Consider the following 23,969-nt stretch of genomic DNA (forward strand, 5'->3'; position numbering starts at 1 on the left):
CGTGGTTGCGTCACCTACGCGACCGAAATCAATTTCAGTTTCGTGGGTGACAGACTCATGCGAAGAAGAACTGTGACTTGCGCACTTGCTCCAAATCCAGCCCGCCAGTTTTGGGAACCGGAGGAAGGCCGTCATTGTGATCGCGGAACCAATCAAGCGGAGAGTTCTCCTCATACATCCTCACAAACGTATCTCGAATGATGTTGAACAACTTCTGCGTGTCCGCTGCGTGCGTGCCGTAGTCGTCGTGGATCATCGCGAGAGAATCAATCCCCTGCTTCTCACACTCCCGTACCGTCAGCACTAGATGCGACGCGTCCATGCTATGCACGAAATTCGGACTCAGCCCGTTCTTGTGATGGTTGATGTGCGGAGTATCGGAACCCACGCCCACCTTGATACGCACCCCACCGAGCAACATGGAGTTCACGACCATCAACTCAGCCTCGTTGTAGACCTGCACGACCGGGAAGCCACTCGGCGTCGTCCACCGTATCTGTGGCTGTCCGCCCTTGATGAGGGTGCTTGCGCACTTCTGCAACCACGCCATCGCTTCCGAAGCTGCGATGACCACCTCACCGATGGAATCCCACACGACGTACGAGAGGAAGTTCGCTGCGGCGGTGTACTCGTTCTTCTCGAACTCGACCGCCTCACCACGTCTTAGGTAGTCCTCAACGATGAACTCAGCACAAGAGTACCGAGTCGATCCATAAGGCAGCGTCATCACGGAACGCTTCACGAGCTTCCGGTTGACACCGTGGGCGATCCACTTCTTCGCGAACACTTGATGCTTCTCGGCCAGCGAGTCGATGTCCAGCTCCGACAGCTTGCGCTTCACGACATCAGCAACTTGCTGGTAGATGTCGTTCGGTCGCTCTGACGGGAGAAGGTTAGTAGCTCGCCCGCCAATCTCGTCGCGGAGCATTGCAGAAAAGTGCTGAAGTCCATTGCATGAGCCATCAAGCCCAACCGGGAGACGGCTAACGAAGCCTGTAGGATCGCGTCGCCATGCAGCGTACTCCTTGCACCAAGCAAGGAATTGCAGCGGAGAGTCAGCTTCAGTCCAGTCTCGGTGACTGACAGGATCATCGGCCATTGCGACGATGAACTGGTCTCGATCCTCCACCCATTTGATCCGGTCGGCAAACGGAACCTTGTCAACCCCAAACTTATTGGCCCCGTGGATTTTGAACCACCGCACTGCGTCAGGATCGGAGAGAGGCTTTCCATCAGCGAAGCGCAGGAGGCACTTCTGGAGATCGCTTCCTTGAGGACTGACGCCAGTTGTGATCGCATACAGTCGGCCACGGAAGTCGGCTTGGTACATGAAGTAGATGGCATCGTATTCCTTGAAGCGCTCGGCCACCCGCGTCGCGGAGTAGAACCGATTGAACTTGCTTCGCCGCATCTTCATCTGGTTGTGCCACTCAGCGGCCCGTCGCTTCCATTCGGTGAACTCGCTCAGTTGATCCGGCGTCATGTCCTCCTTCTTCAGCGCGTCGCGGTCGGCGGGCAACCACTCGGGAGGCTTCGGCTTCGGTGTCTCGGCCTGCGTGAACACCTCGTCCATGTCGAAATGCTTCGCGACGAGCCGCACGGTGTCGAGCATTTCCGCGTTGATCTGCCAGCGCACCGATTGCAGCCGGTTGATCGAGCCACGCACGACGGTCAGGTCGGCACGGTGATACACGTCCAGCACCTCGCGCTTCTTCACACGGGGCGCAGAGATACAGTAGGGCGCAACGCGGCGCATCTCGTTCGTGTGATACCCGCCACGGTTGAACGCGGTCCACGGCTTCGGCGGCTCGATGAACGGCAGGTGCAACGGCATCGTCACTTCCACCACCGACTTGATCTGCCCGATCAGGGACAGTGCTTCGTCGGTCAGGTTGATCTCGAACGCTTCGCGCACCTTGCCGAACTTGTTCGTGGTGCGGCGATGCACGTCAACCATGCCCACCTGCCGCAGTCCTTCGATGAGGAACAGACCGACTTGCTCACGGTCCACCTGCGTCCAGTCGGGCAGTTCGATGTCGCGGTTTGTTGCCGTGTCTCGGATCACTCGGTATCTGTACCGTGCGTCCTTCGAGTTACGACGGTCCATGTCGTGAATGATCTCCCAATACAACTCGGGGCTGACGTTCTCGAACGACGCGAGGGCGAGTTCGCGATAGACAGCTACTCCCAAGTGACGGGCCACCACACGGGCGTCGTCGCTTGCGGACCCACCGAGTATCGCGACCATCACGCAACGTGTTGCAATGAAGGCCACGCTCATCGGGTCGAGCGGTTTGAGCAGGGCAACATGGGCCTTGCGACGGCCCGCCTTGCCGGTGCTTGCTACAGACTCCTCGATCATCCCGGCCAGCGGGATCATGTAGCGTCGGTAGATGGGGCGAGCGTACGGGTTCATGTCGGCCTGCCCGTCCTGCTCGCGCTTCTCCATCATGCGGAGAGCACGTTCGCGGCTCTCCCTGATGATCTCTCTTTCGAGCGCTCGCTGTGGCGACTCGAACGGACCAACAAACTCGTACGCTTGCGTCAAATTAGACTGCCTCCTTCATCCTTGCTTCAATGCGTTCCCGATGCAGACGCGCCTCGGCGGCGACTGCGGCTTCAAGCGAGTCGCAGTCGTCGTGGCGGAGGGAGTCGATCAGGGAGGTTTCGAGGAACGTGCCCTTGGCGTTGCTGTAGAGGGCGGACACGAGTACGAGGGTGTGCGGTGAGGCGGGGTCGCGAGTTACTTGATGCCGGATGTCACTCAAAGTCTGCGGACTCCTTATCGAATCGGACGCCCTTGAAGCGCGGCTCGCGGAGGGAACCCATGTTGGTGAAGCCGAGGCATTGCACCTCGACAATCTGGCCGACGATCTTCGTCGGGTCGGCCCACCACTCGTCGCGCTGCGCGTCGGTCATGCCGCTGACCTTGACGTGACCCTTCGGGCCTTGGCAGACAAGCGCGCCGAGCGTGCCCTTGTACTTGCCCTTGCCCTCCTCGACACCGACGACGCGGAGGTCGTAGGTCTCTGCGGCCTTGACCTTGATGATCTCGCCGTCCGTGCCGCTGCCTGCCGTCCACAGCCCGTCCGGGTCGCGGAGGATCGCGCCGTCGTAGCCGCCCTGTTTGACGAGGTGCGTGGCGAGGGACACAGGCTCCCCGTAACTACCCGGCATGTACGTCTCGCACAGGCGCACCGGATCGAGCGGATGGAAGCCACGGAAGTACGGGAACAATGCGTTGTACCGATCCTCGAAGCGACGGAACGAAGCGCCATTCTCGAACTCGTCCAGCGTCAGCATGTCGAACACGACGAACTGCAACGTCGGCTCCGCGTTGTGTCGCCGGTACATGCCGCTGATGTCCGCGAACGGCGTGAGTGTTCGCCACACCTCACCGAGTACCGCGTAGCTCTCGCCGCGTTCGAGCCGCTTCGACAACAGCGCTTTCACGTTCACGCCGATGTGGTCGCAGGAGCGCACACGCTCGTCGGTGCGTGACCGGATGTCGAAGCCACTCGGCGTCACCTTGACGATGGCATTGCAGCCGTCGTACTTACGTTGCAGGTAGTGCGTGTTGGCAAGGCAATCGACCGACTCCGCGCCAAGTTCCTTACGCACTCCTACCTTTACTGCCGAGAAGTCAACTGCCTTGTGGATGATGTACTTCGTCATTCAGACTCCGTAGTGGGCGAACGCGGTTGCCAGCTTTTCAGCGGCGCGCTCGAAGAACGCTTGCGGGCGGTTGTTGTAGAGGCGGTAGAAGCGCAGGCCGGGTGCAATGGTCGCCGGGTCCGCGCCGTCCATCAGCTTCAGCGCAAGCTGCTCGCTGACGTGGCCGTTGACGGGCAGCGTGCCGGGGCGCACCACGAGGATCAGGTCGTCCAGCACCGCGAGTTCGTGAGCGAATCGGGTGTCGGGGACGAGCACGATGCCGGGGAGCGCGTTCCACAGTGACGAGGCGAGGTCAACCCACAGCGTCTTGCGGAGACGTTGCCCGCCCTCCGTGCCGTACACCTGCATGAACTCGCGAGGAGAGAGTTCGATCACGTCCTCGTACATGAACTTCTCCAGCGCCTCGACGGTGTAGGCGTAGAGCGCGGCGCGGTCCTCATCGGGGAGTCGCTGGCCGAGCACCTTGTCCATCGCGTGCTGGAAGCTGTCGCAGAAGTCGTCCACGTTCATGCAGACGCGCTTCTCCTTGCGCTCACGGTCGTACGGTTCGAGACCGATGAGCTTGCTGACTTGGCGGATCGGGTCCGCGAAGCTGCCGATGCGGCACTCCGTACCGGCCCCGACGATCTCACGCTGCATCGCTTGCGCAGCCGTGTCCTTCCCCGCACCGGCCAAGCCGGTCAGTCCGATGATTCGTGCCATTAGGCGTACTTCCTCCGATACGTGTCGAGCTTGAGGTTGCGGCGGGTCTGCACCTTCTTGCGACGCAGGACACCGCCCTCGATCAGCAGTTCGATCAGGGCCAGCGTGTCCCCTACCTCCTCCTCCAGCGCACGCCGGTTTGTCTTCGGCGGTTGCTCTTTCGGGTTCACGGAGGTCGGGCCGTGCTGGATGTACTTGATCGCAGCCTGCGTGGTCTCACCGCACTCGCTGGCGAGGTGCTGAAGCGTTCCGATGACGTTCATCAGTTCACCAAAAGGTTGTCGCGAACTTCGCGGGTGTTGACCATCGTGCGACCACGGGACCAGCCGCCGCAGTCGTAGCACTGGTAGCGGACGTACTTACCCGTTTGCGTGTAGCGGAAGCCAGCCCTGCGCAGATGCGTACCGCCGCAGCGCGGGCAGGTCACTTCGTCCGGGTCCGTGAACGCGCCGACGTTCGGGTGCCCTTCCATCCAAGGGCGCAGCTTCAGGTACAACTCCTCCAGCGACACCACGTCCTGAATGTTGTATTCCTTCATTTCCGCCCACGCCTCGGGGTTCCCCTTCAGGCATTGCGCCCACAGTTCGAAGCCGGGGAACTTGGCGTGCGTCAGCTTCTTCTCGGTGCATAGCATGTCCGTCAGGGCGATGAGACGGTTGCTCGTGAACGCGAACTCCTTGCGCGCTTCGAGCATCGTGTCGATGATGCGGAAGGGAGACGGCGGCTCGAAGCCGTTGAGGATGAAGCGCGCCTTGATCTTGCGCACGTCGAACTTCTTGCCGTTGTGCGCGACCACGATGTCGGCCTCGTTGAGCAGCTTGTGCAGCTTCTTCATGAGGTCGCGGTCGTCTTCGATGTTCCGCTTCCGCGACTGGTCGAAGTAGATGACACGCGGATCACCGAGCCACTTCGCGGCGAACGAGAGGATGTACCAGTCGGTGCTGATCTGATCCCACGACACGTTCTCCTTGAACGTGCGCCACACGTAGGCGAGGACCGGGGCGGTTTCGATGTCGAGTACGAGAATGCGCGGCTGTGTCAATTCGCCTCCTTGGCTTTGCGACGAGCGAGGCGTGCCTTGCGATTGCGTGCATCGCGCTTCTCGGCTTCGGTCTTGTAAGTGGGGTACTTGATGTTCGACGGGTTCTCGGCGTGGAACGCGAGATACGTCAGGACGTTCTTGAGGAAGGTCTTCGGCTCGACGCCGCGACCGATGCGATTCGACCAGTTCTCGACTTTGCCAAGCACCGCATTGCACCAGCGGCAGAGCACCGCCCGGACATCGCCCGTTGCATGGTCATGGTCAAGAACAATGTCGTCGCCAAGAGGCCCATCACACAGCGGACAAATCTCACGCTGCTCCTTCTTCAGCTTCAGCCGCGTGGGCTTTAGCTGTGATGCTGTCAATCTCCGCACGCTGTATCCTCACGCGTTTATTCAGGCGCTTTGCTGCCGCCTCGATCTCGGGAGTAAGTGGAACGACTCGAATGAAGTCGTGGAGTAGGGCCTTGTCGCCGCCGCGCAGCCAAAGCAACGCGGCCTGCTCAACGAAGCGGTCTGCCCACTCGTCGCCATACGTGCCCTCGTAGAGCCTGCTGACGACTTCGAACGCCTCCTCGTTGCATGTCGTACCCTTGAGGTACTTCTCTGCGGTCTTCTCTCCGCACAACTTGCCCTCGGCCTTCGGCAGGCCGGGGATGTGGTCCGCCGTGTCGCCCATGAGCGTCTGCAACCAAAACCACTTGTGCCCATAGACCAGCCCGTTGTAGGGGCCTAGAAGCTCATAGGTGCCTTTGGGCACGATGGTCAGGGTGTAGTCGTGGAAGTCGATGTGCAGGCCAGCCAGCATCCGCATATCCTTGTCAGGCGATGCGATGGCGCACTCGTGGGATGGATCACGCGCCCCGTAACTCGCCACGGCGAATCCGTCGTCGGCCTCACGGTCGGACCATCGGGCCACCGCGAATGCCGGATTCAATTTTGGGTCGTGAGTTTCGAGGTACGCACGCAGCATGTCCCAATTCGCGGGCCGCTTGCTGTGGGTTCGCTGCCCTTGGTAGGGCTTGATGGTCGCGATCAGGTAACGCTCGCCCTTGTTCCCACCCGGCATCGACAGGTGGACTAGGGCGCGTCGTGCGCCGCTCATTTCGCGCAACGCATCGACCTTATCGCGGACGTTCTTTCGAGCTATGCCGGGAGGACACTCATCACTTCCCGCGCAGCGGTAAGCGAGGTAGTCACCGTCAACGTGGACAGTGCGCTCGCTCACCACTTCGGGGACGATGACGCGAGCCTGCGGCTTAGTCTCAGCGGCGAGCTTCGCCGCCTTCTCCAACCACGCAGGCTTCTGCATCAGATGTCTTCCAGCGGATCGTCGTCGTCGCCAGCGTCGTCACCACCGGCATCGTCGTCATCCGGCTCGGGTTCCGGCTCGGGCTTCTTCTTCGGCGGGGCCTTCTTAGTCGTGGTCTTCTTCGACGCCGTGGCCTTCGCCGCCGCTGCCTTCTTCGCAGTAGCCGTGCCCTTCGACGGCGGCGGGGTGTCGTCGTCCGACTCGTCGTGCTCCTGCTCGTCTGGGTCGGCCTCGTTGCCCTCGGTGTCGTCAGTCTCCAGTTCGCCGTCTTCGAGCAGCAGTTGCATCGGGGAACCTTCCCAATTCAGCGCGGCGCGAATCTTGTTCTGGAGCACGTTCTTCGAGCGAGCGGGCTTGACGATCTTGCCCGTCTTCTCGTCCTTCACGGCTTCGTACTCGCCGTCGATGTAGATGCTGTCCCACTGCTCCTTGTCGGGGTTGTCCCACAGGAACAGCTTCAGTTCGGTCAGCGGTTCGGCCACCTTCACCGGCTTCGTGGTCACGTCGCCGGTCTCCTCGTCAATCACCTCGATCACGGGAGGCGTGAAGCTGTAGCCGTCCTCGTTGCGCAGGTTGGCGTACACCACCTTGCCGCCGTCCGTCTCCTTCTCGACGTGATAGACGCGGCCACGGTAGGCATTGCCGAGGAGTTCAGCGAAGTGCGTCGCCTTGCCCTCGTAGTTGAGCTTGTTGAAAATCTTGTTGATCGTCGCCTTGACGTTCGTGGAGTCGGCCTCCGTGATCGTCATGCGCACCGGCAGCTTCGTGCCGTCGTCCAGTTCCTTCGGCGGGTAGTTCTTGCCCGAGAGTTCGAAGACCAACTGCACCTGCTTGACCTTCTTCTCCGCGCCCTTAAACGTTTTCTTTTGCAGGCCGATCTCGAAGTATCCGACAAAGCGCAGGTTGCACGGGCCTGCTGCGGGAGGGGTGTACTCGCCGCCACCGCCCGAGGTCGTCTTCGTGAAGTCGCGGCCCGTCTTCTTCGCCTTCGCTGCCAGCTTCTTGATGTCCAATGCCATGTATCAGATTCCTTGTTTGATGATGAGGTACAGGGCGATCGGTGCCTCGACCGCCATAACGCCGAGCTTCAGTGCATCCATGACGGTGCGTGGCCTCCGATGAATCGGTTGCGCACCCACGGTCGCAGCTTCTCGACTGCCTTGCCGAACACGGGGTCTTCGATGGGGTTCTCGTCCATCATCGACGGACCCCACACCGTGTCACTCGGGACTCCTATCGGAAGCTCCCACTTGAACCACCACTCCATGAACGTGCTGGCTTCTTCCATGCAGGTGTGCAGCAGGGCAGCAGCCTTTGCCGCCACGCTCTTGTGGAAGTCGCCGTACTCCGCGTCGTGAACCTGATTCACGAGCAGAGCCTTGCCGTCGAAGTTTTTGAAGTGATAGAAGGCGCGAACCGAAAGCCACATCGCGGCCTTGGCCCACTCCCCACCGCCGCCTTGCACGACGTAGTTCTTTATCTCGGTCGGACTGAACGAGGACAGGATGCCCTTGTCCAACAGGAACGACGGAGACGGGGATTCCCAATAGCAGTACAGCTTGCCGTCCGGGGTACGACTGAACGACTTGCCGAGTTGAACCATCAGCCCGCGCTTGTCGGGATGCTCGACCGTGCGATTGGTCGGCTTGCGGTTCTTCTTGATCGTCGCCGTGAGCCGTTCGTAGAACTGCTCGATCTTCGGGTAACGCTCGTTCTCGGCATCGACCAGTGCTTGAACTTCCTCCTCGCTCATGCCAGTGGACGCAGCAATCTTCGCGACGCCAGCGCCGTATGCACGTTGGAAGGAGAAGACCTTGGCCTTGGTCCGCTTGTAGTCCCACTCGGCGTGAACGTCGGGAGGTACGCTACCGTCCTTGTTCTTGCACAGGCGCAGCACTTCCTCGTACGGCATCTTCTCCTTCACCGCGAGGCGCATACAGTGCATGTCCACGCCCGACGCCAAGTCGTCAATCAACTGCCGGTCGCCGGTGAGAATCGCTTGGATGAACACCTCCAGCGACGAGAAGTCCGACTGGCAGATCACGCCGTCTTCACCGAAGCGCGACCTGAACACGAGCTTGACCTTCGACTTCTGGCCTTTGCTCAGGTTTTGCAAGTTCGGGTTGGACGAGGACAGTCGCGCCGTGACGGTCGAGGTGTGATTCAGCGAGTGGTGGATGATGCTGTCCAACTGGACAAGCGTAAGCATCCCCTTTTCCTCGCCGGTCTCCTCGTCCACGACGATGAAGTACGTGCCCAAGTCCTTCGTCATGGCCTGCACTTCACTCAGCGTCTTCAGGAACGGGATGTCCCTGTTGCCGAGTTCTTCGATGACGTTCGCGGCGGTCGAGTAGACACCCGGCTCGCTGCTGGCCCACCGCTTGTTTGGCTTGGTGAACCCGTCGAACGTGTATTCGAAGTCTTCGATGCGTGTCTTCGGGCCGCGCTCGATGTCGGGCACCTTGACCTTCTTCTTCTTCAACTCGCCCTTGTTCTTGCCGCCTGCGAATCGCTGCGGCTCGGGCTGATGAGCCCTTCGAATCCACTCGTCGTACGGCATGGTCTTGTTGCCGTGGGCGAGCAGGACGTGCTCCTCGTCCTTCTGGTAGTACGTGAGGTTGCCCTCGTCGTCGCGCACCGGAGCACGCGCCTTGTACTTCACCGTGCCACCGAAGATGAGCGCGGACTTATGGAAGCGGCTCGACCAGTTGAAGTCGAACGGCAAGTCCTCGGGCAGGTAGCCACTCAGTTGTTCGACTGCGAGGTCGAGCTTGCCCTTCAGTTCTTCGGCCAGCTTCAGCCCGAGTTCCTTGTCAACGAACATGCCGTTGCGCTCGGCCTCGGTCGTGTACAGCAGCGACCCCATGTTGAGCAGAATGCTGCGTAGCTGGCCCGTCTTCTTCGCCTTCTCGAACTGCTTCAGGAACACGAGTTCGGTGTTGCCGATGTCGCCGTGCTCGCCGTCGCCACCGACGAGGTAGCGCATGAGGAGGTCTTCGGGTATCTCGATGGTCGGGACGCCTTGCTCCCATAGCGCCTTGACTTCATCGAACTTGACGTTGCCGCCGTAGGCCGGTGCGATCTCGTCCAACGACATCATCTGCGAGGACTGTTCCATGCCGCGCAACAGGTACTCGGCAAGCTGGATGTCCCACACGATGCCGCCGCCTGCTACCCACTCCATCCACGCCATGAGGTTTTCCTCACAGCGAGAGTTCGGGTTCGCGATGGCGTACAGGATGTCGAACTTGATGTTCTGTCCGACCAGTACCTTCGTGCCCTTCAGCAGCTTAGTGAACCAATCCTTCGGGAGGCTCTTGCACGCAGCGATGCGGCCCTCCATTGCATCGCCCACGCCGAAGTATTCGCCCTTGGGTTCGGCCAACGTGTCTGCACCAATCTTGCCTCGGCTGAAACCGTGGCAGACCACGTAGTTCTCGGGCGAGAAGGGGTTAGCCTTCCGCTTGAACTCCGTCTTAGTGCTGGTCTCGATGTCCCATACGGTGTAGTTCATTGCCCTCCGAACTTCCGATGCAGGAATGCGTAGACGCGCTCGGCCTCGTGAGAGTTGAGAACGATGATGTCGTCCTCGTCGCGGAACTTCGGGTCGTTCTTCTGCACGAGCATGACCGTATCCCGTTCGTCGTCCTCACTGATAGTCGTGCGGCGCGACAACTCCTTCGTGTATGTCGCCATGTCACTCCGGGTCTTTGAAGATGGAACGTGGCCCGTCGAACGTCACCTCGCGGCGCGGGTCTTGTGCCCCGCCGTCGCGTCGCTTCTTGTTCTTCGGGAGTGAAATGAACCGGCTGTTCTGCAAGTCGGGAGAGTCGCTGCGACCAACCATCACGATCACGTCTGCGGCCCCGGCCTTGCCGGTCTTGCTGTTGGCGAGCATGGATTGCTTCGGGTAGATTTCACCCTCGGCTTCGCCGTTGAGTTGCGAGGTAGCCAGCACTGCACAGTCGTACTTCACGGCCCACACACGGGCACGCTGGTACAGCCATTCGAGAATCTGGTCAGTGCGTGTGCCGCCGTTGGTTGCCTGCCCATCGGCCTGCACGTTGTCGAGCATGTCGATGATGACGATGGCCGGGTCGAGTTCCTTCACGATGTCTTCGAGTTCCGACATGGTGTAGTCGTGAACGTCGAACACGTAGATCAGGTCACGCCCGCCGAGTGCTCCAACGTAGTCGTCGTAGATCGTGCCCGCCTTCTTGCGCACGATCAGTTCCTTCGTGCTCTCTTGCAGCGCGGCGTTGTACAGGCGATGCTTGATGCGCTTGCCCGGACCCTCGTTGTTGAACCACACGATAGTCCGCTCACGATCCGGGTAGAGTTCGTCCACCTGCGGAGCCATGAACGTCAACTCGCTCGCGATGAAAGACGACTTGCCGGTATCGACACGCGCACCGATGATGCCGAAGTCGCCAGCACGTAGCGGGCGCATCGAACCGTTGAGACAGTTCAGACGCCAGTGGAAGCCGGTGTCGTTCTCGTCTTCTTCGAGGATGTCTTCGATGCGGTCGCGGACCTTCGGATGCTTCTTGCGGCGCAGGAAGAACGCCTCGTGCTCATCGTTGATGACGCGCAGTGCAGCACTCAGGTCGGCCTCGCCGCCGTCGAAGTCTTCGAGCAACTGCTGTAGCTTCGCCGCCGTGCGGACAGACACTAGCCGTTCGAGGATGCCGTCCTCGGTCCCCGGCGCCGGGTCTTTTCCGATCTCCTTGAAACGTGCCTTGTACACGCCGATGGTCTCGGGCTTGAGCTTCGGGTGCAGGAGGCTGAAGTACGTGGCGAACGGTCCCGGCTCGATCACCTTGACGCCGGGGTTGGCGTCGAAGTATTTGCCGAAGTCCTTGAGGATCGTCCGTGTGTTGTCGTCTATGCCCTGCTCGGGCACGGACCTGTACAGCTTTTCAAACCGTTCCCTTGTCTTCAGGAGACGCAGGAGTGTCACGTCCAATGACAAGTGCTATGTCCCTCCGCGAGTAGAGCTTCGGGTCGCGCTGCGTCTGGATCGCTTCCGCGTCCACGCCGCACGCCGCCAGCCTGTTGATGATCGTTCGGGATGCCTTGCGGCCCGCTGCGTCGGGGTCCAGCCACACACGCACCTTGCCGCCGCGCTTGATGATGCGAATGAGCACAGGGTCGGTGAGGTTTGTGCCGAGGAGAGACCACGCCTCAGTTACTTGGCCTACGCGGTACGCCGACAACACGTCCTCGGTAAGCACAAGCGGGTCGCCCCGTCCGTACTTAGCGACGAGGTGCTGCTTGTCGGTCTCGGGGTTGAGGTACTTCGGGCGCTTCGAGCTACGCGTCCACCAAGGGTCGCGAGCCTGCCAGTAGACGATCTCCTCGCCTTCGATCACGGGGACCACGACACGAGCGGTGGACTCGTGCCAGTAGGCCCCTAGCTCCGCAATCTCGGGCTTGCCGATGCTGGCCTTGTACAGCCACACTGCGGCCCTCACGGGCCAAGTGGCCACGTCGGTATTGATCGGCTCGGGCAAGGCCACTGACGAGGCTGTGCGCTCGTCCTGCTCGGCTTCGCGAGCACGTCTTGCGATGCGCTCGGACAGCGACTCCTGCGGCTTGGCGAACCAGCCCTTGTCGTCGCAACGAAAGCAGAAGGCTGACCAGCCCCGCTCCTCGTTGGACACCTTGAGCGTGCGTCCGCCGCCGCAGTGATGGTCAACCCGCCGCGACCGGCCCTCGTCGGTAGCTTGCGCGGCGTCGAGCCATGTCTTCGGGTCGAGCAACCGTTACAGCGCAGCCGGGTTCACGTCCCACACACGGACCACGCGGGCCTGCGCTTTCACGCGCTTCGCCTTGACGGTGCGACTCGTCGGCGTGAGGATGCCCGCCTTCACTGCGGCACGCGGCAGCGCGCCCCACGCGTTGACGTTGCTCGGCTCGATGGCGTGCTGCGATTCGCGGAAGCCGTCGATGGTGACTTCGCCCTGACCGTATGCGTACGATTCGAGTGCGTAGTCCTTCAGACGCGAGAGGGCCGTCGCCAGCCACTCGCTGCCTGCACGCTTGACTGCCTTCGCTTGGCCTTCAGCCTTGAGTTGTTCGCCGTTCATTCGTCGTCTTGCTCCATCAGTTGAAAGCCGACCGCGATGCCTGCGCCGACTTGGTTGAACACGGTATCGACAGGAGTGAAGTCAGGCTCGATGCCCGACTCCTCGTAAAGCTCGGACAGGTCGTTCATTCGATGTAGCCTTCGAGCGACGCCCGGTACACGACGAGGCCGAACACCTCGACGCGGGTGATGACAAAGGCGGGCGACAGCTTACTTCCGTACGGGCCGTAGACCGCCTTCTTGGTGACGTGGATCATGGTTAGAGAGCGCCGCCGATGCTCGTGGCTTCGACGCGAGCGGCCTGTTCGACCACTGCGGCGTGCTGGTCGTAGGCGTCGGCCTGAACGACTGCATCGTTGGCGATACGACGTGCGCGGTCTGCTGCTGCCGACGCGATCCGGGCGGATTCGCGGGAGGCTTGAGCTTCGGCACGGATGACGCGGACCTGAACACGAAGCGCGGCGACGTGGAGACGCACAGCGAGTTCGTGAGCTTTCCGGGTGAGGGAGAGGAGTTCTTTCATGTCTTAGTCCTTGCTAAACATGCGCGCACTTGGCTAACGCGATTTATGGTCCGTGAGTTTCGAGTTGCACGCGCCTCACGTTGGCTGCGTGTCTTGCTGGAATTACGCGCCGAGGCGGCGAGCGGCGACAGCTGCCGCGATGCGGTTGATGTTCTCCATGAGTTGCGGGTTGTTGAGGAGGTGCTGGATGAAGTGCTGCCAGTTCACGAAGCCGAGCTTGCGTGCCTTGCGATCCTTCTTGCGGGTCATGGCCTTGCCGGGACGCGAGCCACCGACCGTGGTGAGAGTGCGAACGACGATGGGGTTCTCGAAACGATTCATGCTGCCTCCTTCTTGTTTGCCAACTCCAGAACGCGTGCTGCTGCGTTCACCTTCTGCTGATGCTTGATCTCGCGGGCCACTGCTTCGGCCTGCTTGTACGAGTCGAAGCCCTCCTTCGACCAGCCGCCAGTGCTGGCGTCGAAGACGTGCCACTTGTCGTCCTTCAACTGCACCGACAGCGGGTGCAGGTCATCCTGCTCGGGCAGGTTCGTGCGGAATTGCTGACGCATTACTCCTCCTTGTGAATGCCGAAGAAACCGTTGGATTGGATGGCGATGTTCTGCCCGTTCGCGACGCCTTGCGCCCAACTACGGGCCACGTTGTGTGCATGGTCCGAGCGGGACCATTCGGCGTAGTGCGTGTGGCCCGTGCGGCTGTCCAGAACACGCCACTTGTCGCCGTGCATGTAGGTGATGAACGGGTACTCCGGGCCGATGCTGTGCTGCTGGAGACCGCCCGTGTTGCTGCCGTGGCCCGTGTACTTCACTGCCTCGGGCGGACGCTGTGCCGCTGCGAATGCTGCGCCGCGCCGACCAACGTACTCGACCAAGCCTGCCTGAATCAGGACGCTCGACGGCGTGACATAGACCAGCTTGTGCAGCGACTCCCGCGTCGCTGCGAGTTCGTCGTGTAGCTTCTTGTTCGCCCGCTGTGCGCCTTCGAGTTCGGCCTGCGTCTGTTCCAGAAGACGATGCGACTCGACCAGCTTGTCGAACGTGTGCTCGACTTGCTCGCGCTGATGCTGCTGACACTCTGCGAAGCGCTGGCCCATGCGGGACTTGTGGAAGGCAGGCAGCGGACGGGCATAGTCGAGCCGCTGCACGGCGTCGATGGCGTTGAAGATGCGACGGCGTGCGGATGCGATGTCGAACAGACTCATGCGTTGCTCCTGATGGCGTTGTTTTCACGCGGCGATGCGTTGCCGACCAGACCGGACACGACAGCCGCAATGACACGGCCCTGCCCGTCGTAGACGTAGGTGATGCGCGGTTGCATTGAATGCTCCCAAGGGTGTGCCTGTACTGCGCACGGTTTCAGAGGTCAGTCAGGGGAATGCTGCGAACGTGTTGCGCCGATTCCCTGCGGAAGATGACTTGCTTCGAGCCGCGATAGGCGAGCCTCGCCGTCCGCTCGTTCGGGTTGAACGCGAGCGGATCAATCTTGTAGACGGAGACACGCAGCCCCGCTTCGTGTGCAGTGCGTCGCCAGTCCTCGCAATGGAACCAACGGCGCAACTGCGTTAGCGAGCCGCAACCAAAGTAGTAATCCTTATGAATGCCGTCGTCGCATAGACCGGCCCATGCCATACGCAGCTTGGGGTCTTCCCAAGGCGCAGGTTGGGTATGGTCTACAGGATGACTCTCGCAGTTGGATCGGTACGCACCCACGCCCGCCGCATCCTCGATGCGGAAGACGAGCATGGGAAGTAGTCCTTAGCGAGTCGGCAGAACAAAATACTCGGGGTTGAATGGACCCCACTCGGCGGACTTCGGGCCATAGAGATCGCCGCCTTGCACCTTGCCGTCGATCACGTAGCCGACTGCGATGCAGTCTTGCGCCAGTTCATCCGACAGAGCAGCGATAGCTTGCGGGATGTATTGAGCGTGATGTTGATACTCGACTTCAGCGATGAGCGTTTGCGCGGTGCCGTTGCCATGCGTGACCTCGAAGACTTCGCCAGCCACGAACTTGAAACCGTATTCATTGAGACTTGCGACAACGTGCAGGACGCCGTTGTCGGGCTTGCCATCGTTTCGAGCAAGACCAATGTTGAGAATGGTGTTCATTGACCCATCCAGAAGTTTATTTGTGCTTTGCGCATTAATAGATCAACACTGTCCAGTGAAGGACGGCGCACCTTGGGAGGGAGCGCAGTTGTGCTTGCGACAAGCGAACCAGTCCGTGTGCCGAACCCCCGTTCGACACGCTGTTCACTACGTGTGGCCCTGAAAGGCAGCCGAAAATGACGAGCAGCTTTCGCTCATCTAGGGTGCTGTTGTTTGCCGTAAACCCTGTGTAAGACGAATCGAATGTTACATACACTTACATCTTGGGGTCAACGTTCCACGCACCCCTTCGATGCGTGGAGGTGAAGGGGCTTACGCCGTCTGTTCGGCGGTTTGCGTGGTGCCGAGCTTTGCCACGATCTCTTGCGGAATCTTGGCCTTCTCCAGCACGTCGGACGGAGCGGCAGCGAGGATGCGCCGGAAGAACTCCGTGTCGTTGTTGCCCTTGCTCGCCTTGCGGATGAGCGCAACCACGGCGGCGTGCAAGTCGAAGACCGTGCTGCTGTTCAGGTCAGGCTCGGGAGTGAAGTCGAACCACGTCGTGCCCGATGCACTCTCCGTGTCGCCGGGACGCTTGCTGTCGTACACGAGGGGCTTCTCGCCCTTCGTTGCCTTGTCCTCGTTCAGCTTCAGCTTGCCGAAAGACACGAGGTAGGAAGCCAGCGCATGACGGCGCAGGCCGGAAGGCATGGCGAGCAGCAGCCGGTTCGCGGGGCCGATGTCGCCCACGCCATCGTTGACGATATGCAGAGCCGACAGCGCAGCCTTCTGCACGTCGTCCTGCAACTTCTTGCCACGGCCCTTGATCGACTCGATCAGCTTGTCGAGTGCGGCCTTGTCCAGATACTTCTTATCGCTCATGGCGAGTCTCCAGAAAGCCCATCGCGGGCCGGAAAGTTAAGAGGAGTGCTAACGAATGCAAAGCGCCCGACAGAAGACCCGAAGCGGGCCTTATAGCTGGTGCTCTACAGAAGGAATGCGATTACGAAAAAGAGGAGCAGGGCGATTGCACCTGCTTTATGGAGGAGATCAGGCGACGTTCTCATCACCGTCGTCCTCGTGCTTGCCAGCAGCAGAGCCGATCAACGCGACGATGACGGATTGCGGCACAACAGTGGACGGATTGTTCCCGATCCACGTAGCGATGTGACGCTGCGTCGTGCGACTCACGAAGTCGGCGGTTCTCTTGTACCCCTCGCCCGGAACAAAAGCTGCGCACGGTGTCTCGTATGAAAACAAGATCGACGTGCCGTTCTTGAACGTAAGGACGGACTGATTGCTACCTATTGTGCGGTGCTTCATAGCTACCTCGCATCTATTCTTATTGTGGCCTCCCGGCCATGTTGAAAAGAGCAGCGGCCCTGCTCCGAAACGGCAGGGAGCGCGCCGGTAAGTCAAGTCTAGGTAAACGCTCTGCCTTACAGAACGTTGACATAGACGGCCCGAATTGTACCCGAGCCGTGGCTATCTTCAGGAGATATGCCGCACTACTACATGAGTGAAGCCGTGGTCGTGCGCCCACTTGCGCGCCTCGTCCAGTAGCTTCTGCTGCGATTCGATACCGGCCCGCCGACACAACAGCTTGCCGCGATAGAGCACGTCAGCCGACTTATGCGACTTCGTGCCCCATACGTGATAGACCTCGATAGTCGCAGTCCTCATGCCTCGTCCCTGCGCTCGCGCCGGTCAGCGGCAAATTGGCTGTTGCCATACGCAGGGCCACGCGGCACACCGTCCAGAATCGACAGGGACACGTAGTGCGTGCTCGATGTCCACGAGCGGCGATGGACGCGTCGCACTGACCGGGATGGTAGCCAAATCGAGCATCTGCCTCGTACAGCCAGAATTCGATGCGGCCCGAGGATGAGGTGTACCAGCGCTGGCCCATCTCACCACCTCGCCCATTCAGGAAGATGCTTGTAAAAGCCGGCACACACCTGCTCGCAATGCGTGGCGTGCGCAACGTCACCCGCTTGGCGAGCCTTAACGGCAGCGTGCCGAGCACGCACATAGCGCTCAAGCTGGGACAGGCCGCGCTGGAGTTGCACAAGCTCGTCCAGCGACAGTGCGTCGATGTTTGGGAGTTCGATCATGACCGCACCTCACCGGTACCAGTAGGTCACGCCATCGAACTCGACGGAGCTGTAATCGACCTGAAGCTCGCGAGCTGCGCGCTCCCAATCGATGCAGTTGTTCGGCCACGTCGCATCGCGCTTGATCATGTCGCAGTCGGATGCAAGCTCGCTTGCGGCCCTCGTCGTAGGGCACACGAACTGCGTGCAGCGTTCGCCACGCACGCCGAACTCCACGATGGCTTTCATGGCTCAACCCTCCATGCCTTGAAGCGCAGCCAGCACGGCGGTCTTCGTGTACTTCGCGCCGTCAGGTGTCTTGTAGACGCCGATGGACTGCAACTCCTGAATGAACAGGCCAGCAGCCAACTCGGTAGAGGTGCGGAACCCGGCCTTGCGCCAAAGCGAGCGGCGGGCTTCTCGACGGGCACGACGGGCCAAGTCATACAGCCCTTCGTCGTTGTTGATCCACAGGGATACGTTCCAGTGGTTCCAGTTCTTGTGGCCGTTATACATGGTCCCAACCCTCCAGAAGACCGCACGCCTGAAAGAAGCGCACACGGTCGAATCTCGGGTTGAAACGTTGGGCCGCATTGCAAACGCACTGCGCAGCCAGAAGCCGCGCACCACGGTCACGAATGCCCGCTATCTCGGCGGCAAGCGCTTCAAAGTGTTTCTTGGTCATACATCCCCCTATCAGGGCGGGTTGTTAAGGGTTCCGCTTGTCCAAGCCAGAACCTCGGGAAACCATTCGAGATAGACGCACTACGCCTTGGTGTACTGGACTCGCTTTCCCTGCCCGCTTCTCCCGTTGCCGGTTGCGTTGCACTCAGGTACTCGCCTGCCTATCGTCAGCGCGACGTAATGCGCCTATCTCGTGGCACTGCACGGCGATCACGGCTAACCCGCGATTTACTGCGCAATGTGCAATGCCTACGGTCTCGTACCTGCCAGCATTCAATGCGACGCATTAGTCGCGTGCTGGCTGATAGTTGACGCTCCAGATTGTTAAAGATCGGGCACTCGACCATCGGCAAGGTGTCTGTACGGGCCAGAACTCACTAGGCGCAACTCGCCCTAGCTCGCCCTGCCTAGCTCCCTCCGCTTTTCCCCATCCGGGTACTTCACATTGGTTGCGTACACAGTGCTTCCAGTCGCACGGGTTCACAGTGCTATCCCGTGTCTCGTTACTTGCTGCGATCACTTCGTTGCAGCGTTGGATGAATCTTACTGCTGTCTTTCGTTTGTGTCAAGTGCCTCGTTTGTACCCGAATCACTCAACGTTACTGCTACTGCGTTACTGCGATCACGCTACACCTCATTGTCTACTGACTGCCCGCTAGGGCTAGGCTTTCGTCTGTTCGGTGCTGCGTTGGATCGAACTATAGGCCCAATCGTTTTCTTGTGTCAAGTGCCTTTTGTGTACCCGAATCACAGATACCCGCAAAGCCCCTCCTCATAACATCGTCGCATCCGCTCCGATGGCAACAGATACGGGATTGCACAGCACACAGCACGGCGGGCATAGCAGGGATACGGCAGGGCGTGGCGTATAGGTAGCGTTGAGAGATCGGCAGGGATAGCAGGGCAGGCACGGCAGGGATAGCACCCGGCACACAGCACAGGGAATGCACAGGGATAGTCAGGGCGTAAGCACAGGGTATCGGCACAGGGCGCACACAGCACGCACAGCACACAGGACAAGGCAATGTGTCTTGTCACCTACGCAACCGAAATTAGAAAACAGCAGATAGATACCCGCACGCGTTCGCTCGCATTCGTGGCACGTTGCCAGAAGCAAGACGCGGGTACATATCGGCAGTTATCGGAGAATAGCCCTACGGCACGCGTACAGGCCCGCCACTGGCACGACGCACCCTTGCCCATATCAGCGTGTACCCGGTGCATTCCAGCCCGTTACAGGCCCGCTATTGGCCCGGATATGTACCCGAATCAGGGATAAGCCCCGCCAATGCACAGCTAACGCATTGATTGCACAGGGAAAATGTCTATGCGAGTGCTGCCTATCGCAGGCAGGCACGGCAGTCGGCGCGCTCCCGGCAGGCTCCCGGCGCGCCCTCCCGATTCTTCCAGCGCATTCGACGGAGGGCCTACGGGGGAATCGGCACGCGCACGCGGCGGCGCTACCCTCACGGATGAGCAGTACAATTTTTGGTCCGGGTACAGGAGGGTACAACCATGAGAGTGACCCAACAGCACGGGGCGTGGCGACTGGACATCGAGACGGTGCCGGTCGAGGGCATGTTCACGGCGAAGGCCACGATCTCGCGGAAGCGCACGGACGGGCAACCGGGGATGCTCGGCTACACGTTCAAGGACGTGGGCGTGATGGGGTCGCCGCAGGAGGCCGCTGATTGGGCTGCTGACTGGCTGCGTGGGTGGCTGGACGACAACGCGTAGGCCGGGACACGCGGGTACAAATTCGGGAACAGTGCGGTGGCGCACGAAGGGAATACAGCCTCTAAGAGCCGCTGGATGGTCCGAGGTACAGTTGGGTATAGGTAAGCCACAGGAACCGCTCTACGGGGCTGTACGCCAGCGAGAGGGCCATGTATGGGTGGGTAAATTGGCGCGCCCGGCTGGGATCGAACCAGCAACCCCTGCCTTCGGAGGGCAGTACTCTATCCATTGAGCTACGGGCGCTTACGGATGCGATGCGGCCCTAGATAGCCGCAACGCGTAGCAAGACGGCAAGAATACCTTGTTTCCACTGGACCGTCCACCGCGGCTGCGCGTCCATCCCACATCCCTCTCGCATCGCCCTCCGCGCGCGTCGCCCGCCCCTCCGGCTTGCGGGTAAACACGCGCCGGGCGATCGCTCGCCGCCATGTAAACGTTCCGTCTATAATCGTCCGAGCTTCACCCAACAGCCGTTCATTGCCGTACCGCTCACAATTCCTAATCATGGAGACGAGGCAAGCATGAGCGAAGCACCCCACGGAGCCCCCATCAAAACCCCCGGGCAACTCATCGCAGTTGTCATCGCGTCATTCGCGATCCCGATCGCGGTCATCGTCCTGTTCGCCACCTACGCCAATCACGCGTTCCGCACGGGCGCCGGCACCGACGGCCTGTCCGACGAAGCCGTCGCGAAGCGCATCGCGCCCATCGCACAAGTCGACGTGAAGGACGCAAACGCGCCGCGCGTCTACAAGACGGGCGAGGAAGTCTACAAGGCCGTCTGCGTAACCTGCCACGGCACCGGGGCAGCCGGCGCGCCGAAGTTCGGCGACAACGCCGCCTGGGCGCCGCGCATCGCCGCCGGCTACGACGAGGTGCTGCATATCGCGCTGACCGGCAAGGGCGCGATGCCCCCGCGCGGCGGCACGAACCCCGACGACTACAGCGACTACGAAGTCGCGCGCGCGGTCGTCTACATGGCCAATCAAGCAGGCGCGAAGTTCGCCGAGCCGGCGCAGCCGGCCACGAATGCGGCGTCAGCTTCCGGCGCGGCCGCCGCGTCTGCGCCAGGCGCTTCCGATACGGCCGCCGCCGACGCGCAAGCCGCCGCCGCGATGGCCGCAATCGCCGCTTTGCCGAAACCGGGCGAGGCGCCCGCAGCCGGCGCGAACGCCGAAAGCTCGGCGTCGGCCGGCAAGGCGCTGTACGAATCGACGTGCCAGGCATGCCACGCAACGGGCGTGCTGAACGCACCCAAGTTCGGCAACAAGGCCGACTGGGCGCCGCGCCTGAAGGATTCGATGGATACCGTCTACAACTTCGCGCTGCACGGCAAGGGCGCGATGCCGCCCAAAGGCGGCTCGAACGCGTCGGACGCCGACGTAAAGGCGGCCGTCGACTACATGGTCAACGCCGCGAAGTAAGCACCGGCGCGGCATCACGCGCGGCAGACAACCCCGCGATCCGTGGTCTTCCGCGGCGCGGGGTTTTTTCTTGATAGGGTCCGCCGGCGCATGCCGCATGCCGCATGCCGCAGGCGCAAGAATCGACGCGGATCGTTCGTCCGGGCGGCTCGCCACAACCGGGCTTGAGAAGCCGCGGCCCGATCCGCGCGGCCGACCTGTTTCCGCCTGCGGCTCCTTGCCAGACGTGCCTTATGCAAGATCGCGGCAAAGCCGCGGCCGGCACGTGCAGGCCGCACCACGCTGCGCGATGCAATCGCCGACGGCAACCGTCGCGAAGCGTCCGCGATGCCGCCAACCTCCGCGAGATCGTTCGCGCATCTCGTCGCGGCCCGCGAGCCTAGCCATTGCGCGATTGACCCCTCATCAGCCCCAATGACACCCTCACGTCGCGCCGCAGCACAAACGCGGCGTTCCTCATAACCGCCCGAAAACCCAGGCGCGGCAGCCCCCGCCGCGCGCCCCGCTCACTTCTGCAGCAACGCCTTCAAGCTCGCAAGCCGGTCCTTCGGCGTCATCGGCGCCTCTTCGGGCGTCGGCGGCGGGGCTTCGTCGAGCCCCATCTCGGCGATGAAGCGCGACTGCTCGCACACGATGGTCTCCCGCGCACGCTTGCGCTTCTTGCACCAGTTCAGATGCAGGCTGCGCTGCGCGCGCGTGATCGCGACGTACATCAGCCGGCGCTCTTCCTCGATCCGCTCGTCGTCGATCGGGCCGTCGTCGCTGCCGCCGCTGTGCGGCATGATCCCTTCCTCGACGCCGACAAGGAACACGTGCGGATACTCGAGCCCCTTCGACGCATGCACGGTCGACAGCCGCACCGCGTCCGGATCCTCTTCCTTGCCTTCGAGCATCGACATCAGTGCGACCGTCTGAATCAGGCCGAGCAGGTTCTTGCCGGTGTCGGCGAGGCCGTCCGCGTTGTGGAAGCCGTCCGCTTCGCCGTCGGCTGCCTCTGCCGGCTCCGGCTTCGTCCCCTTGCGTTTCAGCCATTCGAGGAATTCGAGCACGTTCTGCCACTTCGTCTGCGCCTGCCGTTCGTCGTAGGCGTCGTACAGGTACGCTTCGTAGTGGATCGCTTCCATCATGTCGTCGAGGACGACTGTCGCGGGCTCCTTGTCCGCGCGGTCGGTCAGGCGCTGGATGAAGTCGCAGAAGATCCGCAGCGGCTCGATCTGCCGCGCGGACAGCCGCGCTTCGATCCCGCCCATGTAGACCGCCTCGAACAGCGACACCTTGGCCTGCCCGGCGAACGCGCCGAGCGCCTCGAGCGTCGTGTTGCCGATCCCGCGGCGCGGCGTCGTGACCGCGCGGATGAACGCGGGATCGTCGTCGGCGTTCGCGATCAGGCGCAGGTACGCGCACAGGTCCTTGATCTCCGCCTTGTCGAAGAACGACTGGCCGCCCGACAGCACGTACGGAATCCGTTCGCGCCGCAGCACCTGTTCGAAGATCCGCGCCTGAAAGTTGCCGCGGTAGAGGATCGCGTAATCGCGGAACTGCGTGCGCCGCTCGAACTTGTGCGCGGACAGCCGGAACACGACCGATTCGGCCTCGTGCTCCTCGTCGTTGCACGGCGTGACGGTGATCGAATCGCCCATTCCGTGCTCGGACCACAGCTTCTTCTCGAACAGCTTCGGGTTGTTCGCGATCACGTTGTTCGCGGCGGTCAGGATCCGCACGGTCGACCGATAGTTCTGCTCGAGCTTTACCAAGTGCAGTTTCGGGAAGTCCTTGCCGAGCTGCGCGAGGTTCTCGAGCGTCGCGCCGCGCCAGCCGTAGATCGCCTGGTCATCGTCGCCGACCGCGGTGAACGCGGCGCGCGGGCCCGCGAGCAGCTTCAGCAGCTCGTACTGGCACGCGTTGGTGTCCTGGTATTCGTCGATCAGCAGATAGCGCAGCTTGTTCTGCCAGCGATCGCGGACCGGCTCGTTGCGCGCGAACAGCTCGGCGGGCAAGCGAATCAGGTCGTCGAAATCGACCGCCTGATACGCATGCAGCGTCGCGACGTAATTGCGATAGACGAGCGCCGCCTGGTGCTCGTCCCCGTTGGCCGCAATCGTCATCGCCTCCTCGGGCATGATGAGGCCGTTCTTCCACAGCGAGATGATCGTCTGGATCTTGCGGATCAGGCCCTTGTCGGTCGTGCCGATCTGCTCCTGGATCATCCCGAAACAGTCGTCCGAATCCATGATCGAGAACTGCGGCTTCAGGCCGACGTGCTCTGCCTCCTGCCGCAGGATCTGCACGCCGAGCGAGTGGAACGTGCAGACCGTCAATTGATTGACGGGCACCTTGCGGCCTTCCTTGCCGGGCGTCGTGAGCGTCTTGCCCTCGAGGAGCTTGCCGACGCGCTCGCGCATTTCGGCGGCGGCCTTGTTCGTGAACGTGACAGCGGCGATGTGGCGCGGCTCGAAGCCTTTTGCTTCGATCAGGTGCGCGATCTTCTGCGTGATGACGCGGGTCTTGCCGCTGCCCGCGCCGGCGAGCACGAGGCAGGGACCGTCGAGATAGCGCACCGCTTCGCTTTGAGCGGGATTCAGGCCTGCGGACATGATGGCGGA

31 protein-coding genes and 1 tRNA gene are annotated in these 23,969 nt (G+C 61.5%); 2 read left to right on the forward strand and 30 right to left on the reverse strand.

Features of this window, described 5'->3' with window-relative positions; translation table 11 throughout:
- Positions 1 to 55: 55 nt before the first annotated feature.
- The 28 genes from WS69_RS25175 to WS69_RS25300 form a co-directional block, all read right to left on the reverse strand.
- A complete protein-coding gene (locus tag WS69_RS25175; protein WP_231747219.1) occupies positions 56 to 2,548 on the reverse strand; it encodes a DNA-directed RNA polymerase in 2,493 nt (830 codons plus the stop codon).
- A gap of 1 nt (position 2,549) precedes the next feature.
- The gene (locus tag WS69_RS25180) at positions 2,550 to 2,708 is read right to left on the reverse strand and encodes a hypothetical protein (RefSeq protein ID WP_231747220.1); all 159 of its coding nucleotides are present in this window, start codon (positions 2,706 to 2,708) and stop codon (positions 2,550 to 2,552) included.
- A 52-nt stretch (positions 2,709 to 2,760) separates the two neighbouring features.
- Positions 2,761 to 3,675, reverse strand: coding sequence for an ATP-dependent DNA ligase (locus WS69_RS25185; RefSeq protein WP_059473376.1), 915 nt, complete (start codon positions 3,673 to 3,675; stop codon positions 2,761 to 2,763).
- A complete protein-coding gene (locus WS69_RS25190) occupies positions 3,676 to 4,377 on the reverse strand; it encodes a deoxynucleotide monophosphate kinase family protein (protein WP_059473377.1) in 702 nt (233 codons plus the stop codon).
- Positions 4,377 to 4,640, reverse strand: coding sequence for a hypothetical protein (locus WS69_RS25195; RefSeq protein ID WP_059473378.1), 264 nt, complete (start codon positions 4,638 to 4,640; stop codon positions 4,377 to 4,379). The genes WS69_RS25190 and WS69_RS25195 overlap by 1 nt, the downstream gene beginning before the upstream one ends.
- Positions 4,640 to 5,419, reverse strand: coding sequence for a ribonuclease H-like domain-containing protein (locus WS69_RS25200; protein WP_059473379.1), 780 nt, complete (start codon positions 5,417 to 5,419; stop codon positions 4,640 to 4,642). Before WS69_RS25200 ends, WS69_RS25195 begins: the two co-directional genes overlap by 1 nt.
- Positions 5,416 to 5,784: an endonuclease domain-containing protein gene (locus WS69_RS25205; RefSeq protein WP_197419315.1), complete on the reverse strand. Its 369-nt coding sequence runs from the start codon at positions 5,782 to 5,784 to the stop codon at positions 5,416 to 5,418. The genes WS69_RS25200 and WS69_RS25205 overlap by 4 nt, the downstream gene beginning before the upstream one ends.
- The gene (locus WS69_RS25210) at positions 5,729 to 6,730 is read right to left on the reverse strand and encodes a hypothetical protein (RefSeq protein WP_059473380.1); all 1,002 of its coding nucleotides are present in this window, start codon (positions 6,728 to 6,730) and stop codon (positions 5,729 to 5,731) included. The genes WS69_RS25205 and WS69_RS25210 overlap by 56 nt, the downstream gene beginning before the upstream one ends.
- Positions 6,730 to 7,749: a hypothetical protein gene (locus WS69_RS25215; protein ID WP_059473381.1), complete on the reverse strand. Its 1,020-nt coding sequence runs from the start codon at positions 7,747 to 7,749 to the stop codon at positions 6,730 to 6,732. The genes WS69_RS25210 and WS69_RS25215 overlap by 1 nt, the downstream gene beginning before the upstream one ends.
- Positions 7,750 to 7,817: 68 nt before the next feature.
- Positions 7,818 to 10,244 (reverse strand): DNA polymerase, encoded by a 2,427-nt coding sequence (locus WS69_RS25220; RefSeq protein ID WP_059473382.1) that lies wholly within the window; start codon positions 10,242 to 10,244, stop codon positions 7,818 to 7,820.
- Positions 10,241 to 10,426, reverse strand: coding sequence for a hypothetical protein (locus tag WS69_RS25225; RefSeq protein WP_059473383.1), 186 nt, complete (start codon positions 10,424 to 10,426; stop codon positions 10,241 to 10,243). The genes WS69_RS25220 and WS69_RS25225 overlap by 4 nt, the downstream gene beginning before the upstream one ends.
- Position 10,427: 1 nt before the next feature.
- A complete protein-coding gene (locus tag WS69_RS25230; RefSeq protein ID WP_231747227.1) occupies positions 10,428 to 11,690 on the reverse strand; it encodes an AAA family ATPase in 1,263 nt (420 codons plus the stop codon).
- Positions 11,650 to 12,492: a toprim domain-containing protein gene (locus WS69_RS25235; RefSeq protein ID WP_059473384.1), complete on the reverse strand. Its 843-nt coding sequence runs from the start codon at positions 12,490 to 12,492 to the stop codon at positions 11,650 to 11,652. The genes WS69_RS25230 and WS69_RS25235 overlap by 41 nt, the downstream gene beginning before the upstream one ends.
- Before the next feature lie 3 nt (positions 12,493 to 12,495).
- Positions 12,496 to 12,819 (reverse strand): hypothetical protein, encoded by a 324-nt coding sequence (locus WS69_RS25240; protein WP_059473385.1) that lies wholly within the window; start codon positions 12,817 to 12,819, stop codon positions 12,496 to 12,498.
- A complete protein-coding gene (locus WS69_RS35370; RefSeq protein ID WP_269434760.1) occupies positions 12,816 to 12,947 on the reverse strand; it encodes a hypothetical protein in 132 nt (43 codons plus the stop codon). Before WS69_RS35370 ends, WS69_RS25240 begins: the two co-directional genes overlap by 4 nt.
- A complete protein-coding gene (locus tag WS69_RS35375) occupies positions 12,944 to 13,075 on the reverse strand; it encodes a hypothetical protein (protein ID WP_269434761.1) in 132 nt (43 codons plus the stop codon). The genes WS69_RS35370 and WS69_RS35375 overlap by 4 nt, the downstream gene beginning before the upstream one ends.
- 2 nt (positions 13,076 to 13,077) lie before the next feature.
- Complete coding sequence (locus WS69_RS25245; RefSeq protein WP_059473386.1) at positions 13,078 to 13,341, reverse strand: hypothetical protein; 264 nt, start codon at positions 13,339 to 13,341, stop codon at positions 13,078 to 13,080.
- 102 nt (positions 13,342 to 13,443) lie between these two features.
- Positions 13,444 to 13,662, reverse strand: a complete 219-nt coding sequence (locus tag WS69_RS25250; protein ID WP_059473387.1) for a hypothetical protein — start codon at positions 13,660 to 13,662, stop codon at positions 13,444 to 13,446.
- Positions 13,659 to 13,892, reverse strand: a complete 234-nt coding sequence (locus WS69_RS25255) for a hypothetical protein (RefSeq protein WP_059473388.1) — start codon at positions 13,890 to 13,892, stop codon at positions 13,659 to 13,661. Before WS69_RS25255 ends, WS69_RS25250 begins: the two co-directional genes overlap by 4 nt.
- A complete protein-coding gene (locus tag WS69_RS25260) occupies positions 13,892 to 14,542 on the reverse strand; it encodes a hypothetical protein (RefSeq protein WP_059473389.1) in 651 nt (216 codons plus the stop codon). Before WS69_RS25260 ends, WS69_RS25255 begins: the two co-directional genes overlap by 1 nt.
- Positions 14,543 to 14,696: 154 nt before the next feature.
- Complete coding sequence (locus WS69_RS25265; RefSeq protein WP_059473390.1) at positions 14,697 to 15,083, reverse strand: hypothetical protein; 387 nt, start codon at positions 15,081 to 15,083, stop codon at positions 14,697 to 14,699.
- Positions 15,084 to 15,095: 12 nt separating this feature from the next.
- Positions 15,096 to 15,449: a hypothetical protein gene (locus tag WS69_RS25270; RefSeq protein ID WP_059473391.1), complete on the reverse strand. Its 354-nt coding sequence runs from the start codon at positions 15,447 to 15,449 to the stop codon at positions 15,096 to 15,098.
- Positions 15,450 to 15,761: 312 nt separating this feature from the next.
- Positions 15,762 to 16,310 (reverse strand): hypothetical protein, encoded by a 549-nt coding sequence (locus tag WS69_RS25275; protein ID WP_059473392.1) that lies wholly within the window; start codon positions 16,308 to 16,310, stop codon positions 15,762 to 15,764.
- Positions 16,311 to 16,478: 168 nt separating this feature from the next.
- Entirely contained in the window at positions 16,479 to 16,751 is a 273-nt protein-coding gene (locus WS69_RS25280) for a hypothetical protein (protein ID WP_059473393.1), read from the reverse strand.
- A gap of 168 nt (positions 16,752 to 16,919) precedes the next feature.
- Positions 16,920 to 17,111: a hypothetical protein gene (locus WS69_RS25285; RefSeq protein ID WP_059473394.1), complete on the reverse strand. Its 192-nt coding sequence runs from the start codon at positions 17,109 to 17,111 to the stop codon at positions 16,920 to 16,922.
- Positions 17,112 to 17,338: 227 nt separating this feature from the next.
- Entirely contained in the window at positions 17,339 to 17,542 is a 204-nt protein-coding gene (locus tag WS69_RS25290) for a hypothetical protein (RefSeq protein WP_059473395.1), read from the reverse strand.
- 9 nt (positions 17,543 to 17,551) lie between these two features.
- Positions 17,552 to 17,770 (reverse strand): hypothetical protein, encoded by a 219-nt coding sequence (locus tag WS69_RS25295; protein WP_059473396.1) that lies wholly within the window; start codon positions 17,768 to 17,770, stop codon positions 17,552 to 17,554.
- A gap of 3 nt (positions 17,771 to 17,773) precedes the next feature.
- Positions 17,774 to 18,037, reverse strand: a complete 264-nt coding sequence (locus WS69_RS25300) for a DUF7249 family protein (protein ID WP_156438395.1) — start codon at positions 18,035 to 18,037, stop codon at positions 17,774 to 17,776.
- A gap of 1,683 nt (positions 18,038 to 19,720) precedes the next feature.
- Between WS69_RS25300 and WS69_RS25305 the strand changes: the two genes are divergently transcribed.
- Complete coding sequence (locus WS69_RS25305; RefSeq protein WP_059473398.1) at positions 19,721 to 19,942, forward strand: hypothetical protein; 222 nt, start codon at positions 19,721 to 19,723, stop codon at positions 19,940 to 19,942.
- Between the two features lie 167 nt (positions 19,943 to 20,109).
- Here the strand turns inward: WS69_RS25305 and WS69_RS25310 are convergent.
- A tRNA-Arg gene (locus tag WS69_RS25310) sits at positions 20,110 to 20,185 on the reverse strand.
- 278 nt (positions 20,186 to 20,463) lie between these two features.
- Between WS69_RS25310 and WS69_RS25315 the strand changes: the two genes are divergently transcribed.
- Entirely contained in the window at positions 20,464 to 21,366 is a 903-nt protein-coding gene (locus WS69_RS25315; protein WP_059473399.1) for a c-type cytochrome, read from the forward strand.
- Between the two features lie 506 nt (positions 21,367 to 21,872).
- Here WS69_RS25315 and WS69_RS25320 read toward each other — a convergent pair.
- Positions 21,873 to 23,960 carry a UvrD-helicase domain-containing protein gene (locus WS69_RS25320; RefSeq protein WP_059473400.1) on the reverse strand — a complete coding sequence of 696 codons (2,088 nt, stop codon included), beginning with the start codon at positions 23,958 to 23,960 and terminating at the stop codon, positions 21,873 to 21,875.
- Between the last annotated feature and the right edge of the window lie 9 nt (positions 23,961 to 23,969).

The sequence above is a fragment of the Burkholderia sp. BDU5 genome (genome assembly GCF_001522845.1).
GTDB classification, from domain to species: Bacteria; Pseudomonadota; Gammaproteobacteria; order Burkholderiales; family Burkholderiaceae; genus Burkholderia; species Burkholderia mayonis.

Bases quoted from the DNA above. Each gene is read 5' to 3' on its own strand.
- WS69_RS25270 (WP_059473391.1), bottom strand. From the start codon at position 15,449: ATGAACACCATTCTCAACATTGGTCTTGCTCGAAACGATGGCAAGCCC.
- WS69_RS25220 (WP_059473382.1), bottom strand. From the start codon at position 10,244: ATGAACTACACCGTATGGGACATCGAGACCAGCACTAAGACGGAGTTC.
- WS69_RS25225 (WP_059473383.1), bottom strand. From the start codon at position 10,426: ATGGCGACATACACGAAGGAGTTGTCGCGCCGCACGACTATCAGTGAG.
- WS69_RS25255 (WP_059473388.1), bottom strand. From the start codon at position 13,892: ATGCGTCAGCAATTCCGCACGAACCTGCCCGAGCAGGATGACCTGCAC.
- WS69_RS25280 (WP_059473393.1), bottom strand. From the start codon at position 16,751: ATGAAGCACCGCACAATAGGTAGCAATCAGTCCGTCCTTACGTTCAAG.
- WS69_RS25190 (WP_059473377.1), bottom strand. From the start codon at position 4,377: ATGGCACGAATCATCGGACTGACCGGCTTGGCCGGTGCGGGGAAGGAC.
- WS69_RS25300 (WP_156438395.1), bottom strand. From the start codon at position 18,037: ATGTATAACGGCCACAAGAACTGGAACCACTGGAACGTATCCCTGTGG.
- WS69_RS25295 (WP_059473396.1), bottom strand. From the start codon at position 17,770: ATGAAAGCCATCGTGGAGTTCGGCGTGCGTGGCGAACGCTGCACGCAG.
- WS69_RS35370 (WP_269434760.1), bottom strand. From the start codon at position 12,947: ATGAACGACCTGTCCGAGCTTTACGAGGAGTCGGGCATCGAGCCTGAC.
- WS69_RS25210 (WP_059473380.1), bottom strand. From the start codon at position 6,730: ATGCAGAAGCCTGCGTGGTTGGAGAAGGCGGCGAAGCTCGCCGCTGAG.
- WS69_RS25260 (WP_059473389.1), bottom strand. From the start codon at position 14,542: ATGAGTCTGTTCGACATCGCATCCGCACGCCGTCGCATCTTCAACGCC.
- WS69_RS25215 (WP_059473381.1), bottom strand. From the start codon at position 7,749: ATGGCATTGGACATCAAGAAGCTGGCAGCGAAGGCGAAGAAGACGGGC.
- WS69_RS25240 (WP_059473385.1), bottom strand. From the start codon at position 12,819: ATGAACGGCGAACAACTCAAGGCTGAAGGCCAAGCGAAGGCAGTCAAG.
- WS69_RS25245 (WP_059473386.1), bottom strand. From the start codon at position 13,341: ATGAAAGAACTCCTCTCCCTCACCCGGAAAGCTCACGAACTCGCTGTG.
- WS69_RS25275 (WP_059473392.1), bottom strand. From the start codon at position 16,310: ATGAGCGATAAGAAGTATCTGGACAAGGCCGCACTCGACAAGCTGATC.
- WS69_RS35375 (WP_269434761.1), bottom strand. From the start codon at position 13,075: ATGATCCACGTCACCAAGAAGGCGGTCTACGGCCCGTACGGAAGTAAG.
- WS69_RS25315 (WP_059473399.1), top strand. From the start codon at position 20,464: ATGAGCGAAGCACCCCACGGAGCCCCCATCAAAACCCCCGGGCAACTC.
- WS69_RS25250 (WP_059473387.1), bottom strand. From the start codon at position 13,662: ATGAATCGTTTCGAGAACCCCATCGTCGTTCGCACTCTCACCACGGTC.
- WS69_RS25290 (WP_059473395.1), bottom strand. From the start codon at position 17,542: ATGATCGAACTCCCAAACATCGACGCACTGTCGCTGGACGAGCTTGTG.
- WS69_RS25195 (WP_059473378.1), bottom strand. From the start codon at position 4,640: ATGAACGTCATCGGAACGCTTCAGCACCTCGCCAGCGAGTGCGGTGAG.
- WS69_RS25305 (WP_059473398.1), top strand. From the start codon at position 19,721: ATGAGAGTGACCCAACAGCACGGGGCGTGGCGACTGGACATCGAGACG.
- WS69_RS25320 (WP_059473400.1), bottom strand. From the start codon at position 23,960: ATGTCCGCAGGCCTGAATCCCGCTCAAAGCGAAGCGGTGCGCTATCTC.
- WS69_RS25265 (WP_059473390.1), bottom strand. From the start codon at position 15,083: ATGCTCGTCTTCCGCATCGAGGATGCGGCGGGCGTGGGTGCGTACCGA.
- WS69_RS25285 (WP_059473394.1), bottom strand. From the start codon at position 17,111: ATGAGGACTGCGACTATCGAGGTCTATCACGTATGGGGCACGAAGTCG.
- WS69_RS25185 (WP_059473376.1), bottom strand. From the start codon at position 3,675: ATGACGAAGTACATCATCCACAAGGCAGTTGACTTCTCGGCAGTAAAG.